Annotated in this window: 9 protein-coding genes; 5 read left to right on the top strand and 4 right to left on the bottom strand. The window is 34.7% G+C overall.

What is annotated here, in order from left to right; genetic code table 11:
• Positions 1 to 9: 9 nt before the first annotated feature.
• From BN2390_RS22305 to BN2390_RS16795, 4 genes are all read left to right on the top strand, one after another.
• Complete coding sequence (locus tag BN2390_RS22305; RefSeq protein WP_053985464.1) at positions 10 to 1746, top strand: S8 family peptidase; 1737 nt, start codon at positions 10 to 12, stop codon at positions 1744 to 1746.
• Between the two features lie 215 nt (positions 1747 to 1961).
• On the top strand, positions 1962 to 2642 hold the full coding sequence (locus BN2390_RS16805; RefSeq protein ID WP_053986357.1) for an ABC transporter ATP-binding protein: 681 nt from the start codon (positions 1962 to 1964) through the stop codon (positions 2640 to 2642).
• Entirely contained in the window at positions 2626 to 4980 is a 2355-nt protein-coding gene (locus tag BN2390_RS16800; RefSeq protein WP_053985463.1) for a COG1361 S-layer family protein, read from the top strand. The genes BN2390_RS16805 and BN2390_RS16800 overlap by 17 nt, the downstream gene beginning before the upstream one ends.
• Positions 4981 to 4990: 10 nt before the next feature.
• Positions 4991 to 6322, top strand: coding sequence for an ABC transporter permease (locus tag BN2390_RS16795; protein ID WP_198524937.1), 1332 nt, complete (start codon positions 4991 to 4993; stop codon positions 6320 to 6322).
• 112 nt (positions 6323 to 6434) lie between these two features.
• Here the strand turns inward: BN2390_RS16795 and BN2390_RS16790 are convergent, their stop codons facing one another.
• The 4 genes from BN2390_RS16790 to BN2390_RS16775 form a co-directional block, all read right to left on the bottom strand.
• Positions 6435 to 7412, bottom strand: coding sequence for a nucleoid-associated protein (locus BN2390_RS16790; RefSeq protein WP_053985461.1), 978 nt, complete (start codon positions 7410 to 7412; stop codon positions 6435 to 6437).
• 96 nt (positions 7413 to 7508) lie between these two features.
• The gene (locus BN2390_RS16785) at positions 7509 to 9407 is read right to left on the bottom strand and encodes an O-antigen ligase family protein (RefSeq protein WP_053985460.1); all 1899 of its coding nucleotides are present in this window, start codon (positions 9405 to 9407) and stop codon (positions 7509 to 7511) included.
• A gap of 111 nt (positions 9408 to 9518) precedes the next feature.
• The gene (locus tag BN2390_RS16780; protein ID WP_053985459.1) at positions 9519 to 10835 is read right to left on the bottom strand and encodes a peptidoglycan-binding domain-containing protein; all 1317 of its coding nucleotides are present in this window, start codon (positions 10833 to 10835) and stop codon (positions 9519 to 9521) included.
• A gap of 108 nt (positions 10836 to 10943) precedes the next feature.
• The gene (locus BN2390_RS16775) at positions 10944 to 11810 is read right to left on the bottom strand and encodes an aldose 1-epimerase family protein (protein WP_053985458.1); all 867 of its coding nucleotides are present in this window, start codon (positions 11808 to 11810) and stop codon (positions 10944 to 10946) included.
• 131 nt (positions 11811 to 11941) lie between these two features.
• On the opposite strand from BN2390_RS16775, the gene BN2390_RS16770 reads away from it, so the two are divergent.
• Complete coding sequence (locus BN2390_RS16770; RefSeq protein WP_053985457.1) at positions 11942 to 14728, top strand: insulinase family protein; 2787 nt, start codon at positions 11942 to 11944, stop codon at positions 14726 to 14728.
• Positions 14729 to 14838: the final 110 nt, after the last annotated feature.

The following is a 14838-nucleotide window of genomic DNA, read 5'->3' as shown; positions in this document are numbered from 1 at the left end:
AGGATAGTTATGGAACCGAAAACCGATGCCGAACTTAACATACTTTTTACCATGTCAGATGAAGATAGAAACCAGTTATTAGCAAATAGAGACCAGCGACTTATTGTAAAATATCACGGAGATATTGAAAGTGTTGCTGCACAGGTAGGTGCATTGGTACAGATAATAAATGAGCAAATTGCTATCGTTGTATTGCCATTAGATAAAGCAAAGATTTTGTTAAGTTATCCAGAAATTGAATATATGGAAGCACCAAAAGATTTTGTCTATAATTTAGAACAAAGCTTAAAAGCAAGTTGCATAACAACAGTTCAAAACAATTTACCTTATCAGCTAAAGGGGAATGGCGTATTACTTGGAATTGTAGATTCGGGTATTAACTATGCCCATCCAGATTTTCGTAATGATGATGGAACAACAAGAATAGTAAGTATATGGGATCAAACAATAGAAGGAGAGCCTCCAATAGGGTATTTAGAAGGTAGTGAATATAGTCAAGTACGTATCAATGAAGCACTTAGAGCATCTACACAAGCAGAGAGGTTGCGTATAGTTCCTAGTCAAGATAGTTTAGGGCATGGTACTCATGTAGCTGGAATAGCTGGCGGTAATGGGAGAAGTTCAGGAGGACGTATTGTTGGCGTAGCACCAGAAGCTGAGTTTGTAATTGTGAAGTTAGGAAATCCATCAGTCACTAACTTAGTACGTACAGCAGATATTATGTTAGGCATTCGTTATGTGATTGAGAAAGCTAGACAGTTAAATAAACCTATTGCAATTAATTTAAGCCTTGGCATGAATGAAGGGCCTCATAATGGAACTTCGCTTATAGAAATCTATTTAAATGATGCGGCACAAGAATGGAAAAATAATATTGCAGTTGGATCAGGAAATGAAGGTCTTTCACGAAATCATGTAGGTGGAAAAGTGCAACAAGGGGAAATTCAAACCATTAGTTTTCAAATGGGTCCCAATAAAAGAACTTATAATTTTTCTGTATGGCAAAACTCTGTAGATCAATTATCTTTTCAACTTATTGGACCTGATGGGAAAAGTACACCACGTATTTCTTATTCAACACCAGTTAAAAGATATGTGCTAGGAAATAGTAGAGTATATCCAGCCTTTGCAGGGCCATCCCCACTTAATGGTAATATAGAATTTGCAGTATTTATGGGGGGATTAGAAGATGGATATATTATGCCAGGTATATGGCAGTTGAGAATTATTGGTGATAACGTTATAGACGGAGAATTCAGCGTTTGGGGGCAAACAATTGCTTCTTCTGGAAATGAGACATTCTTTTTAAGTAATACACCAGACCGTACATTGACTACACCTTCTACAGCAAACTATGTCATAACAGTAGGTGCCTATGACAGTGTAAAAAATCAAATAGCTCCATTTTCAGGAAGAGGTTATACAAGAGCACCCATTCAAGTAAAACCAGATTTGGTAGCACCAGGTGTTAATATAACAGCAGCAAGTTATACAGGAGGTTATCAAACACTATCAGGAACGAGTATGGCAACACCTCATGTAACAGGAGCAGTAGCTTTAATGATGGAATGGGGGATTGTAAAAAATAATAATCCTTTTTTATATGGTGAAAGCATACGAACCTACTTATTGCGAGGGGCTAACCGGGATGTAGAAGGTGTAAGTTTTCCTGATCCTAGTTGGGGATATGGAAAGCTTTGTCTTAAAAGTAGTTTAGATATGGCAAGAAGAGCTTCTTTTGTATAAAGAAAATAGTGGAAAGTGAAACTAAAAGCAAAGGTTATACGTCTAATAAAGGGGTATGACCTTTTCTTATGAAAATGAAAGATTAAGATTTAAGGCGTTTTGTAGAAAATGAGTAATATTTGTACTATACTGTAATTACGCCATGAAATAAATGAAGAAGGAGGGATATAGTGAGTAAAATCATAGAAGTACAAGGCCTACGAAAAGTCTATCGTATGGGGAAAGAGAAAATTATCGCTTTAGATAATGTAGATCTTGAAATAGAAGAAGGCGAAATATGTTGTTTATTTGGCACATCCGGTTCGGGAAAATCTACACTGCTAAATATGTTAGCAGGTCTTGAAAAACCAACGCGTGGGACTATAAAAATAAAAAATAGACGCGTAGATTTACTGAATGAAACCCAACTTGCAACGTTTAGACAAAAGCATATTGGTTTTGTTTTTCAGTCTTATAATTTAATTCCATCTTTGACAGCATTAGAAAATGTATCATTACCACTTATTTTTCAAGGTATGCCTAAAGTTAAGAGGGACAAGCGTGCTAAAGAAATGCTCAAAGCAGTTGGGCTAGAAAAACGTTTGCACCATAAACCAAAGGAAATGAGTGGAGGGCAACAACAAAGGGTAAGTATTGCAAGAGCTTTTGTGAATCATCCTAAAATTTTGTTTGCCGATGAGCCAACAGGAAACTTAGATACACATACAACACTTGAAGTAATGGATATGATTAGAGATATGGCTAAAAAATATAATCAGACTTTAATTATTGTATCTCATGATCCTGAAATTGCAGATTATGCACATCGTATTATTACTGTAATTGATGGTAATATACATAAAATCGAATTGAAAAAAGAGAATGAGAGGGAAGTTATTTATGAAAGGAAAGAGTAAATTTGCAAGCTTATTGATGGCAGGGATTATCGCTTCATCCTGTGTCTATCCAATAGGAGGAAATGTATGGGCAACAGAAGCCAACCCAGGTGATCAAGAAACAGGCCCATTTTTAACAGTGACAGCAAATGAGGTAACAAAAACATTAGAAAAAGGCGATAAGTTTAATCTATTTATTACAGCAAAAAGTGGAAATACAGACAAAGAACTTAGAGAATTCATTCAATATATTGAACTATCAGGTAGCACAAGCCAAAGTGTAGATAAAAATACAGTTCAGATTAACGGAGATGGTACAATCATTATCATGGACTTAGTATACAATGGTAATGGGAAGAGTGTTAAAGTAGAGATTGGTTATGAAGGAATGAAAAATGGTCCCGCAACAGTAGAGATTCCTTTAACTAATGCGAGTTCAGCTATTAGCGGAGCAGATGGGCTTACTTTAGCTCAAAGTACAATTAATGTAGTCGCAGGAGAAAGCCAACAAATCATTTTAACAGTTAAAAATGATAGTAAATCTAATGTTAAAGAAAGTAAAATGAAGTTAAAAATTAAGGACTCAACTTCAGCTAAAGGTATTACTTTAAAGAAAAAAGAGATGACACTTTCAGCAATGGATAAAGGTGCTACAAAAGATTACTATATTACAGTAGACATTGATAAAGATGTAGCACGCGGTATCCATGAGATGATCGTAGATATTGATGGTAAAGAGCATACAGTTAAACTTAAAGTCGATAGCAACTTTATGCCACCTTCACTTGAAGTATCTGTAAGCAATACTTCTGCATTTGAGCAAAATGTAGCTAAGAGTATTCAAGTAGCTATTAAAAACGTGGGACATGTTACAGCTAAAAATGTTAAAGTAGAAATCGTTCCAAATGAAAAAGTATTTGTAGCAGATGGAAGTAACGTTAAATACGTAGAAAACATTGATAGTGGTAAGACACAAACGATCCCAGTAAGTTTAATTGTAGGGGATACAACAAGTTTTAACTTACCAGTGGAAATGAAATTAAGTTACATAGATGATTTAGGTGAGACACAAACAAGTAGTCAAGTTGTATATTTAAGTACCAAAGGCAGTGTGGCTCAAAAAGAATTAGAACTTTCAACAACAGCAGAACCACAAGGTATTAAGCAAATTGGTGATGTGTTTACAGTTGGATTTAAGGTAACAGCACCTGATGAAGCAAAAAATGTTAAACTCAGTGTTAAGAGTACAGACGGCATTGTTTCAAAATCAAAAAGTATGTTTATTGAACCTAAATTTACAAAAGGTCAAACAAAAAGCTATATTGTAGATTTTGTAGCCACACAAAGTGTAACAACAGGTACTTATCCAATTGAAATTATTGCAGAATACACTTTAAATGGAAAAGAAGTAGCGATTAAACAATATGCGACAGTATCTATTGACAATCAAGAAGAAACTGAAGAAGAAAAAGGTAAAGGTAAACCAAAAGTTATTGTTGGAACCTATAGCTCTAATCCAGTGGTTGTAAAAGCTGGAGAAGAATTCGAACTTGAAATTGGTTTCCTTAATACACACCAAGATAAAACAGTTAAAAATTTAAAAGCTAACTTAACTGTTAAAGAACAAGGTGAAAATGATACAGGTAGCGTTTTCACACCTGTTAATGCAAGCAATACATTCTTTATTAGTGAACTTACTCCAGGTCAAATGGATGTGAAGAATATTCGTCTTTATACCATTCCAAGTGCAAAACCAAAGACTTATGATATTACACTTGAAATGGAATATGAAGATGCCAATGGCGAAGCCATTACAGCAACAGAACATTTTGGTATTCCAGTTGAGCAAGTGACAAAACTTGAAGTAGCAGAAGTGCAAGTGGAAACAGTAGAAGTAGGTATGCCAGCAGAGCTTACAGCAACCATCTACAATACAGGTAAAACAAGTATTAGTAATGTACGTATTAAAACTATTGGTGAAGGTTTTGAAGTACAAGATAACAGCTTAATTATTGGACAACTTGATAAAGGGAATTCAAAAACATATAACCCAACAATTATTCCACTTCAAGGTGGGGCCTTAACAGGACAAATCCAAATTGAATATGAAGATGTAACAGGTCAAATTCAAACCTATACCCATGATTTCCAAATGGATGTTATGGAGAGTATGATGCCACCAGACGACTTTAATCCTATGCCAGATGATATGATGCCTCCTATGGAAGATGAAAAGCCAGCAAAATGGCCAACAATACTTGGTATGATACTTGGTATGGGAATTGCCGCAGGTATCACAGCATTTGTGATGAAAAAACGCCAACGCAAATTAGAAGAGATGGATTTAGATGAGGATTAATGATTTAATTATGATGAGCGTACGAAGTTTATGGCGGCGTAAACTTCGTACCTTCCTCACCATATTAGGTGTTGTTATTGGTGCAAGTTCCATTATCCTTATGCTTTCTCTAGGAATTGCAATGGATAGCAACTTTAAAGAACAAATGCAAAATATGCAATCGTTAACTTTAATAGAGGTTTCTCCAAATAACTGGGAGGATCCTAATGCTCCTAAGCTAGATGATAAAGCATTAGAAGCTATGGAAAAAATAGAAGGCGTACAAATGGCTATTCCCATTAGAAGTATTAATGCCTATCTAGAGTTTGGAAAATATCGTACAAGCTGGCAAGTTGAAGTGCGTGGACTTTCAGCAGAAGAAATGCAGATTTTAGGTTATAAAGTAGGTGAAGGTACACTCTTTGGACCTACTGATGCCAATGCAATCTTACTTGGGAAAGAACTTTGCAGAGAATTTGTTAAAAAGGGTCAAGAGATTAACTGGCGTAATCCGCCACCTCCAATGGAGTTTGAAGTAGGTGAAGATGTACTTAAAGTAGATATTGGTGAGTATGCTTGGGGTACTAATGAACCTGCAAGTGATCAAGATGGTAATCAAATAGAAGTGCCAAAGGCAGCCAGAGTTACTGTAATGGGAATGTTCCCAGATGAAGATTGGGAAAACAACTATTCTTGTATTATTCCAGTAGAACTATTTGATAAGTTGAAAGAAGAACAAGAAAAGTATCAGAAAAAACTTTATGGCGAAGAAGGTAATGGACGCTATAATGATGGAAATAAATATCGTAATGTACGTGTGAAAGTTATTGATGAAGATCATGTTTTAAGCGTTCAACAAGCTTTAAATGATGCAGGTTATCGTGCATATAGTCCAATGGAATACTTAGAAGAGATGAAAAAAGCTTCAAATAGTATTCAAGTGATGTTAGGCGGTATTGGTGCCATTTCATTAGTAGTAGCAGCTATTGGTATTACCAATACAATGATGATGTCTATTTATGAACGTACAAAAGAAATTGGCGTTATGAAAGTTATTGGTGCCAAGCTTACCGATATTAAGAAAATGTTCTTAGTAGAAGCCCTTTTAATTGGAGCTATTGGAGGTGCAGTAGGGGTAGCCTTCTCCTATGCATTATCCTACTTACTTAATAAGTTTGGCCCGCAAATAGCGGGAGAAATGTTCTCAATGCTAGGAAGTGGAGGAACGAATGTATCTATTATTCCACCATGGTTAGCATTAGCAGCTTTAATCTTCTCAACGATTATAGGACTGATTTCAGGATACTTCCCAGCAAGACGTGCTATGGGACTTTCAGCACTATCAGCTATTCGTACAGAATAATTGATTAAGGTCATGATTCTTAAAAAAGAAGAGACTTAAAGTAGAGGTAGATAAAGTTATTATATATAAAAGGAGTAGTTACAAAATAAAATGTAACTACTCCTTTTATGTTTTATTTATTAATAACGGAACCAATATTTTTGAGAATGATAGAAAGTGTACCATCTACATTGTTGATAAATTCGATTTTATCTGGATCGTTGAGCATTTCAGTTGGTAATTTAAGTTCAATCCCAGTATTAGTTTTAATTTTATGTGAAGTATATTTCTTACCTACTTTTTCGGCATGAGGAATTTCAATTGCTTCTTCTGTGATCCCTTGTTCTTCAAAAACAGCACGACAGGCTTCTTTAATAGGTTCATGGTCAGCAAAAGTTTCATCTAAGACGTCGTTAACACGAATGGTACTTGTATGGTCAATACTTTTTGCAATGTTTGTCTTAGCAAAAGAAAGGGCCTCTAATTTATTATCAAAGTTTTCTTCAATAGCGCCTGTAATCACTTGTTCTACAATCTTAATTTTTTGTTTTGTAGAAAGAGAAGTGGTTGTACCAAGTAAGTTGTGTAGATAGTGTTCTTTATGTCCGTCTAGCAGAAGAATTTCACAGGTTTCTAAATTAATAATAGCAGCTTCTTGGATTTTGCTTGAAGTCTCAGGGAAAATGGTTTTATGCTTGATAATTTGGTTAACTGGGCCTGTCCCATCTTGATCCACAACGTGAGTATAGGCTTCTTTGTAATTCAGCTTAAAGAAAGCAATATAAGGAATTTGATCACGTTTAAACTTTGTAACAATCAAATCTCCATTAGGAATGTTTTCTAAAGTCTGCATATAGGCATAAAATTGTCCTGCCAGTTCACAAGAAAAAGTATAGAAGTCTGGAATGCCTGCACGAATAGTTTCAGCCCAAGATGAAGTTTCTTCAAAAATAGCATGAGAAACACTATGGCTATCAAATAAGTCTGTTAAGTAAGTTGTAATATAAGCTTCAATTTCATCTTTAAGTACAAGCGGTTTAGAGGACATAATAGGTACTCCGTGGCCAAGGTCTAAAAGATGAATAATCGTTTGATCAAATAATATACTCATAAATTTTACTACCCCTTCTAAATTGTCATACACTCTATTATGCTAAACTTTGAGATAAAAGTAAACCCTTCCAGCGTACTGGAAGAGTTCGAAACATTAAACAGATTTTGAAGTTTTTTGGTAAATAACATTGTAAGCCATGCCAGCACCTAAAAGAGCAAAGAATAAAGGCGTGACAGAAAGGGTTGTATCATTGAAAAAACTAGTGCACAAATAAGCAATGATAGAAGTCATAAATCCTAGACCAATCCATTCATGAGGCGTGTAGTACTTCTTAAAGGCATAGAGAAGCAAACAGTGGATAATATAAGTTATACAAATGACCAAGAAAGCAATACAAGCCAAAGCACCTTGATTGATCCAGAACTGTAGATAAGTATTATGGGGTTTATCCACACATGTATAGGGTGCGCTAAAATAATTAAGTTTACCCCAAAAATCATGCTGAGGAAAGGCCAACATATACATATCAGGTCCCACACCAAGGAGAAGTGTGTCTGCAAGAAGTGGCAAGCTACGAGACCAAATATAACCACGCCCTGAACCTAAGCTCTCTTTTCCTTTAAAACCAAGGGTACGAGGTATCTCAATTTCTAAAGGTTCAAAGTTCCAGTAGTTACACAGTGGCATAGTTTGTAGTTCGTCTAGCACAAACCCACATATAGCCCCGTCTAAAGTTGTATTTGATAGATTTTTATCGATGTAGAGTTTGATGTTATAAGTCGCGTTACCAGTATCAATGACTTCTAGCGTATAACCGTTATAAGGTGGCGTATAGAGTGTATAAATGATTGAGCTATTTTCTTCTACAGTTAAAGGAAATAGTTTTTGACCTAGATGATTTGTAAAGAGTGGTTTACCTTGGTAAAAACAAATATCTAAAGAACCAGAAACTGTTTGTAATTGAATCGAATGAGTGGTTGTTTCAATGTATTGTAGTTTAGTAGTATCTACTGGGGTGAAAGTTTGTGCGACTGTAATAGGATTTATAAACTTAACCATATCTTTTAATAGAAGTGAAAAACGAGTTTTAACGTTTGTTGTTCCTATAAAGAGTATGAGAAGTAAGATAATAGCACTTACTATCAATAACGTCCGTTTAAAATGTTCATGAATATATGCTTTTGCTTTTGAAAACAAGATCGGGACAGAAGGGTTAATACAGATAACGAAAAAGACACCACTTAGACCAAGACCAAGGAGGCCAGCGCGTGAATTACAAGCAAAAGTAACAAAGAGTGTACAGACCGTAGATAAGATTAAAAGCACACGCTGTTTCGTAGATTTTGCAAGACATAAAAAGAAGAGAAATAGTGGTAAAGCAAGGCTTATAAAGCTACCTGAGTAGTTGCTGTTTCCAAGCGTCCCTTGCCAAATAGGAGCTGTCTGGGGAAACCAAGGCTCAGTACCAGGTGAAAAGTAATTCATAGCCTCAAATTCACCAGGAGCTAATAAATCACGAATAAATTTCCACTTAGAAAAGTCACGACCAATGAGTTGAGTAAAACCTGTGATGGCTTGTACAATAGCTGTACAGCAAAATGGATAAAGAATATATTTATAATCTGAGAATTCTTGGATTGTGGCATAGCAGTAGAACATGACCATGATGTAGCAAAGCATAATACCGAGACCTTCATATCTAGTAGGTCCACCTACTATGGCCAAATCCTTATATGGAGACAAAAAGGTAGAAAGAATAGAGAAGATAATAAAAGTAAGTCCAGCTAGTCCATAAATTTTAAAGTATCTATTACGGCATAGAGGAAATTTATCACGTTGTACAAGAAGTGTAATCAACATAACAATAGTTAAAAAAATAAAGAAGATGCCCTTGTAAAAAAAGAAAAAGTCTTGATAAGTATCATTAAGTAGTACAGTTTGATAGATTGGGTCTAGCTGAAAATAGGATAAGTGAAGCATAAGTGGTAATACCCCAAATAATAGTGAAATAGGTACTAAGTACCATTTAACCCTTTTAAGTTGTTTTAACATATTTAAACCCCCATTTAAATATTTTGAATAAATAAATTATAGCATGGGGAGTATGCTTTTTAAACAAAAAACAACAAGTCGTGACAACTTGTTGTTTTTTGTTTGTTTTGTTTAAGGTGTAAGTTCTGCAATTTTTGTAACAGCCACATAAATTTGAGAGATTTTATACCAAGTATCTTTCCCTACAATACCATCAGGATTGAGATGGAAGATTTGTTGGAAGGTCTTAACTGCTTCTTGGGTTGCTTCATCAAAATTGCCAGTTGTACGTACTTTAGGAATAAGTGGATAGTTGTTAGAAATACGGTTGAGTTGTTCTTGAATTGTACGTACTGCAGGGCCACTATCGCCTAATCTGAGTGGTGTGCCAGGGTAAGATTCAGGTACACCAGATACAACCGGTGCTTGTGGGAAGGTAATCTCTGAGCCATAGTAATAACGCAAGATTTCCTCATAGCTTCTACCTTCATCACCAAGTGCTTTACTGCCCCATTGAGTCATCCAGTTTGGACAGGTGGATTTAGCACCATCACAATATTGAGTAAGAAGAGGTTGCTCTACACCTGGACGTTTTACATACGTATCAAAAATACGGTCAACTTGTAGTGAAATGGTATCAAAAATATCTCGCCCATAGAAGAAGGCATGGTCAAAAGCGGTTGAGTTTGTAATCGTAAAATTCTTCCCTTGATTTCTATACCATTCGGTATAAACACGATTAAGTGTAAAGGATATAATTGCAACAACATTTGCACGAATCGTTTCTAGTGGCCAAGTAGGATAAATCTCAGATGAAGCAACATTTTTAATATAATCTTTAAAGAGGACAGAGTAGTTAGGAGCATTATTGTTACTTGGTGTACCTGTATGAACAATAACAAATTCAGGTACAACAACTTCAGGGAGTACAACAAAGCCTGGAGATGAAACATTTTTTATAGATGATTCTGGAATCTTAGGTGGATAGTCACCATATAAAGTAGGTGGACCAATGGTGATTTCGTCAGTTTGTTGCCTCATACCTTTTGAACGGCTTGCTGTAAACAGAATAGGCTGTTCACTACTAATGAGCTGAATAGGTTGAATAGAACGGGTATTAGCGAAAATCTGAGTACCATTTACGACTGTAGAAATGTACTCTGGTGCATTTACTTCAACAATAAAAGATGAAAATGGTGTCTCAACGGTTTGAGGCGACTGAGTAAGCTCTTCAGAAGGTGCGCTAAGAGATAATGGAGGTGTTTGACCATTTCCATTGGTTTTAAGCTGGGCAATAACACGCTCACCTGTTGAAGTTTGTTGTTTAATAGTAACTGGCACATCCGCTATAGGACGTAAAGCAGTTAGAGTAGGATCAGTTGTAACATCTACAACTAAAGTACCAGTAGATTGTCTCGACATGATGGGGGGGTAACGAAAGTTTCTCATCTTTATACCTCCTTCAATAAAAAGCATAAGGGTTACTACCTATAATATATGACAGCATTTTATAAAACTATGAATAAAGACAAAAATAAGGACAGCCAAAAGCTGTCCTTATTTGATAGTAATTGTATGGGTACATGTAAAAGTTTCATGAGGCATAAGATGATTTAAGTCTGATTTTGTACTGAGCTCACTTGCTTCATCTTCAAAATCTGCATGACCATACCATGGTTCAATACATACAAATGGTGAAGGTGAAAGAGGTGACCAAATACCTAAGAATGGGAAACCATCAAAACCAACTTCTATTTGTTTATTATGTTTTTGACTTGCTAAAGTTACGTATTTACTTGTGTAGTCCCCATAAACAAGGGCATCTTTTGCAAAAAGTTCTGCAGAAAGTTCAAGTGGTGTAGTCATACATTTTTGTACATCTCTTTTGAAATAGCCTTCTGGTGTAAGTGGCATGAAAGTGACTTCTTCTTCTTTGTCAAAGGTAATGGTATAGTCTTCCATTGTTTCGTCTTCAAAAAGTGGACATCTAAAGCCAGGGTGTGCACCGATTTTGAAGAACATTTCTTTAGTATCTTCATTAATTACTTCATAGCCAATAGATAATGTTTTATATTCCAGCGTATAAGTTACTTTTAAAGTGAAATCAAATGGGAAAAGTGTTTTAGTTTTTTCATCACTACGAAGAACAAAAGTAATTGCTGAAGTAGTTTGGTGATCTACGTCAAATACAAGGTCACGTGCAAAACCATGTTGTCCAACTGTAAATTCATTACCTTCTACAGTATATTTATTATTAGTTACTTTTCCAACTAAAGGGAAAAGTATAGGGGTATGTCTGCCCCAATATGTAGGATCAGCAGTCCAAATATATTGTACATGATCTTGATCAATAAGCTCAGTAAGCTCAGCACCAGCATCTTTGATGATGGCAGTTAAATAGTCATTTTGTATACGAAAGTTCACGATATCACATCCTTAAAAAGTCTTTATTAGCATTATAGTATATTCTTATAGGATTCGCTAGTGTGAAATGAGGAGTATGAATGCCAAAAAGTTGCATAAGCTATGAAGTATACTAGAAGGAGATGAATGACATGCCAAAGAAAAATACAAGAAGGATGCTCTATGTAATACTTATCATTTATCTGTTTAGTACGATTTTAGTAAGTGCAAAACCAAGTGCATTTATTGTTACAAATGAAATCGTATGTGGAGAAGAGACACTTCATGAATACAAACATGTATCTAGCGGATTAAGTGTAGTATGGATAGAAAATAAAGATCCTAATAAAAGTTTTACACTAGGTGTAAAGACGCCTACAACAGATAATACAGGGGTTAATCACATTATTGAACATACTATTTTTACAGGGTCCAAGAAGTATCCATCTTCTACCTTATTTTTTGATGCAAGTAGTAAATATCCTAATTTATTTATGAATGCTATGACAAGTTCAGATATGACGGTATTTCCTTTTGCGACATCTCATAATGCTTGTTTTGATACCTTAATGTCAATTTATTTAGATAGTATATTAAATCCTAATATGACATTAGATGCTTCGAGCTTCTATGAGGAATCTTTTCACTACAATCCTACAACGAAGCAGTATGGTGGGGTAGTATATAATGAAATGAAGGGTGCAAATAACGATAAAAATAGACAAGTGTTTAGAGCAATAAGAGGTGGCCTCTATGAAGGGACACACTATGCTAATGATAGTGGTGGTGACCCAAGCTTTATACCAGATTTATCTTATGAACAATTTATAGAAACATATAAAGGTTTTTATTATCCTAGTAATATGATGATTGTTTTATATGGAGATTTACCAATCAATCATGTTTTAGAATTGATTGATGAAGCGTTTAAAGATATTCCATTATCAGATAAACAGATAGATGTAAATGTTAAACCTATACTTGAACAACAAGAAAAGACACTTTATTTCAATCAAAATGGTGGTGGAAGCTATCTTATTAAAAGTTTTGTAATTGAAAAAGATTTGACCAGTGATGAAATGCTGGATATGGATCTTTGGGTGAGTGCTTATTTAGTAGATGAAAATTCTTACTTTATGAAAGAACTCAAAAGACAAGGTATACCACATGTACAAGTGATTAAAGACAGTTATGTTAAGTATCCATCTTACTCCATTGTAGTAGGTGAAATTGAAAAGAGTAAGATAGAATCAACTAAAGCAATTTTGGAATGTGTTTTAAAAGAACTAGAGAGTCAAACAATAGATATTGAGACAGAACGCAATATTATTGCTAAAAACCAACTTGTAGCATGTAGTGAAGAATTATCATCAACTAGAGGAATAGAGATTGCACAAAGTTATTTAGATGCATGGGCACATGACAAGTCTGGAGACTACTATTTTACAGATAAAGCCCATATAAATAGAATAAATCAAGTACCTGAAAGCTGTAGAGAAATTCTACTAAACAGCCCTTCTATGACTATCAAACTGTTACCTAAAAAAGCTGATGTTATACAACAAGACCAAGGAAGATTAGAAGGTAAATGGAGTGAACGTCTAGAGAAAATGGCAGTTTGGCAAAAAGAAACGAAACATTTGCCACTTCCAGACATAAACTTTAAAGATTTAATGGTTCATAAGACTGTACCCTATCAAATTAAAGAAAAAGATGGTATTAAATATGTAATGACTAAAAATGATGGACCATTAAAATGTACTTCATTTTATATACCGACAGGACATATTAAACAAGAAGATTTACCGAATCTTTTCTTATATGGACAATTTCTAAAAAAGGTATCTGCTGAAAAAACACCTTTTGAGACCATTATGAATGCAGAAATTGTGGCAAGTGGCAATGAGGGGATAGAGCCTTATTTAAAGATTACTATATTAAGCAATAAAAATTTTGATCCATTAGTTACTTATGAAGAAGCAAGGCAAAAGTTGCTTTCAAAAGATAATGAGTGGTTTGATGAACAATTACAAAACTTTATGGGGCAATTTAAAGATAACTTTACACAAGATATGTTAGGAACTTTGAAGTGGCTCAATGCATCGGGGCAAAAGGGGTATAAACGCTATTTATTTGAACAACATTATCCGCTGTATACCTATGCTAGAAAAATTAGAACTTCAAAAGATATAACTTATATTGATAAAATTAAGCAACTAAACCTTCCACTTTCAGAGGGAATGCTTATAGGTATCCAAGGTGATCAAGCATTCCAAAAGGCAACTTTAGCTCATGTTCAAGAGTATTTCAAAGAACATAAGATAGCAAGGCCTGAACAAGTAACTTATGATTTTACTCAATATGCTTCTATTAACGTATACTATAAAGATACTCCTGTAGATTATGTCGTATTTAGTTATGATAAAGAGGAAGACCTCATAGAAGGTTCGGATTATGTTATGGCTTCTTATATGACGAATCAGTATTTGCGACCAGTGTTACGTGCGGAGCATGGGGCATATGGAAGTAGTATGTTTGCGAAATATCCAAGTAGCTTAATTGTATATACTTATAGAGACCCTAATTTTTTAGAATCCATTAAAGGTATTCAATCAGCTCCTGGTATTTTGCGTGAAAATCTAAATAAAGAAGCCTTAGAAGTAGCTAAGCTGGATGCACTAGCAGAGTACCAACGTCAAATGAATCTAGTAGGAAATGCATTTGAGAAAGGCAGCTTTATAGAAAGTTGTATCTTAAGAGGAATAAAACCTGAATCTTTATTAAAAATTCAACGAGAAATTCTTGATACAAGCCAAAAAGATTTAGATGAAAAATTAAGCTTATTACCATATTTATTAGGTAATGGACAATTAGGGATTTGTACAGGAAATAAACAAATTCAAGCGCAAAAACAAATGAATATATATAGAGAGAAATAGACATAAAAGAGACAGAATAACAAGACATAAAAGTTCAGAATGATAAAGATTCTGAACTTTTATATTGAATTTTGTTCTCAATTAGCTATAATAGAAGGGAGTAAAAATTA

This window comes from Niameybacter massiliensis (assembly GCF_001282685.1).
Lineage (GTDB): Bacteria > Bacillota > Clostridia > Lachnospirales > Cellulosilyticaceae > Holtiella > Holtiella tumoricola.
The sequence above is the reverse complement of the archived record's forward strand: the minus strand, read 5'-3'. Positions and strand labels throughout refer to the sequence as shown.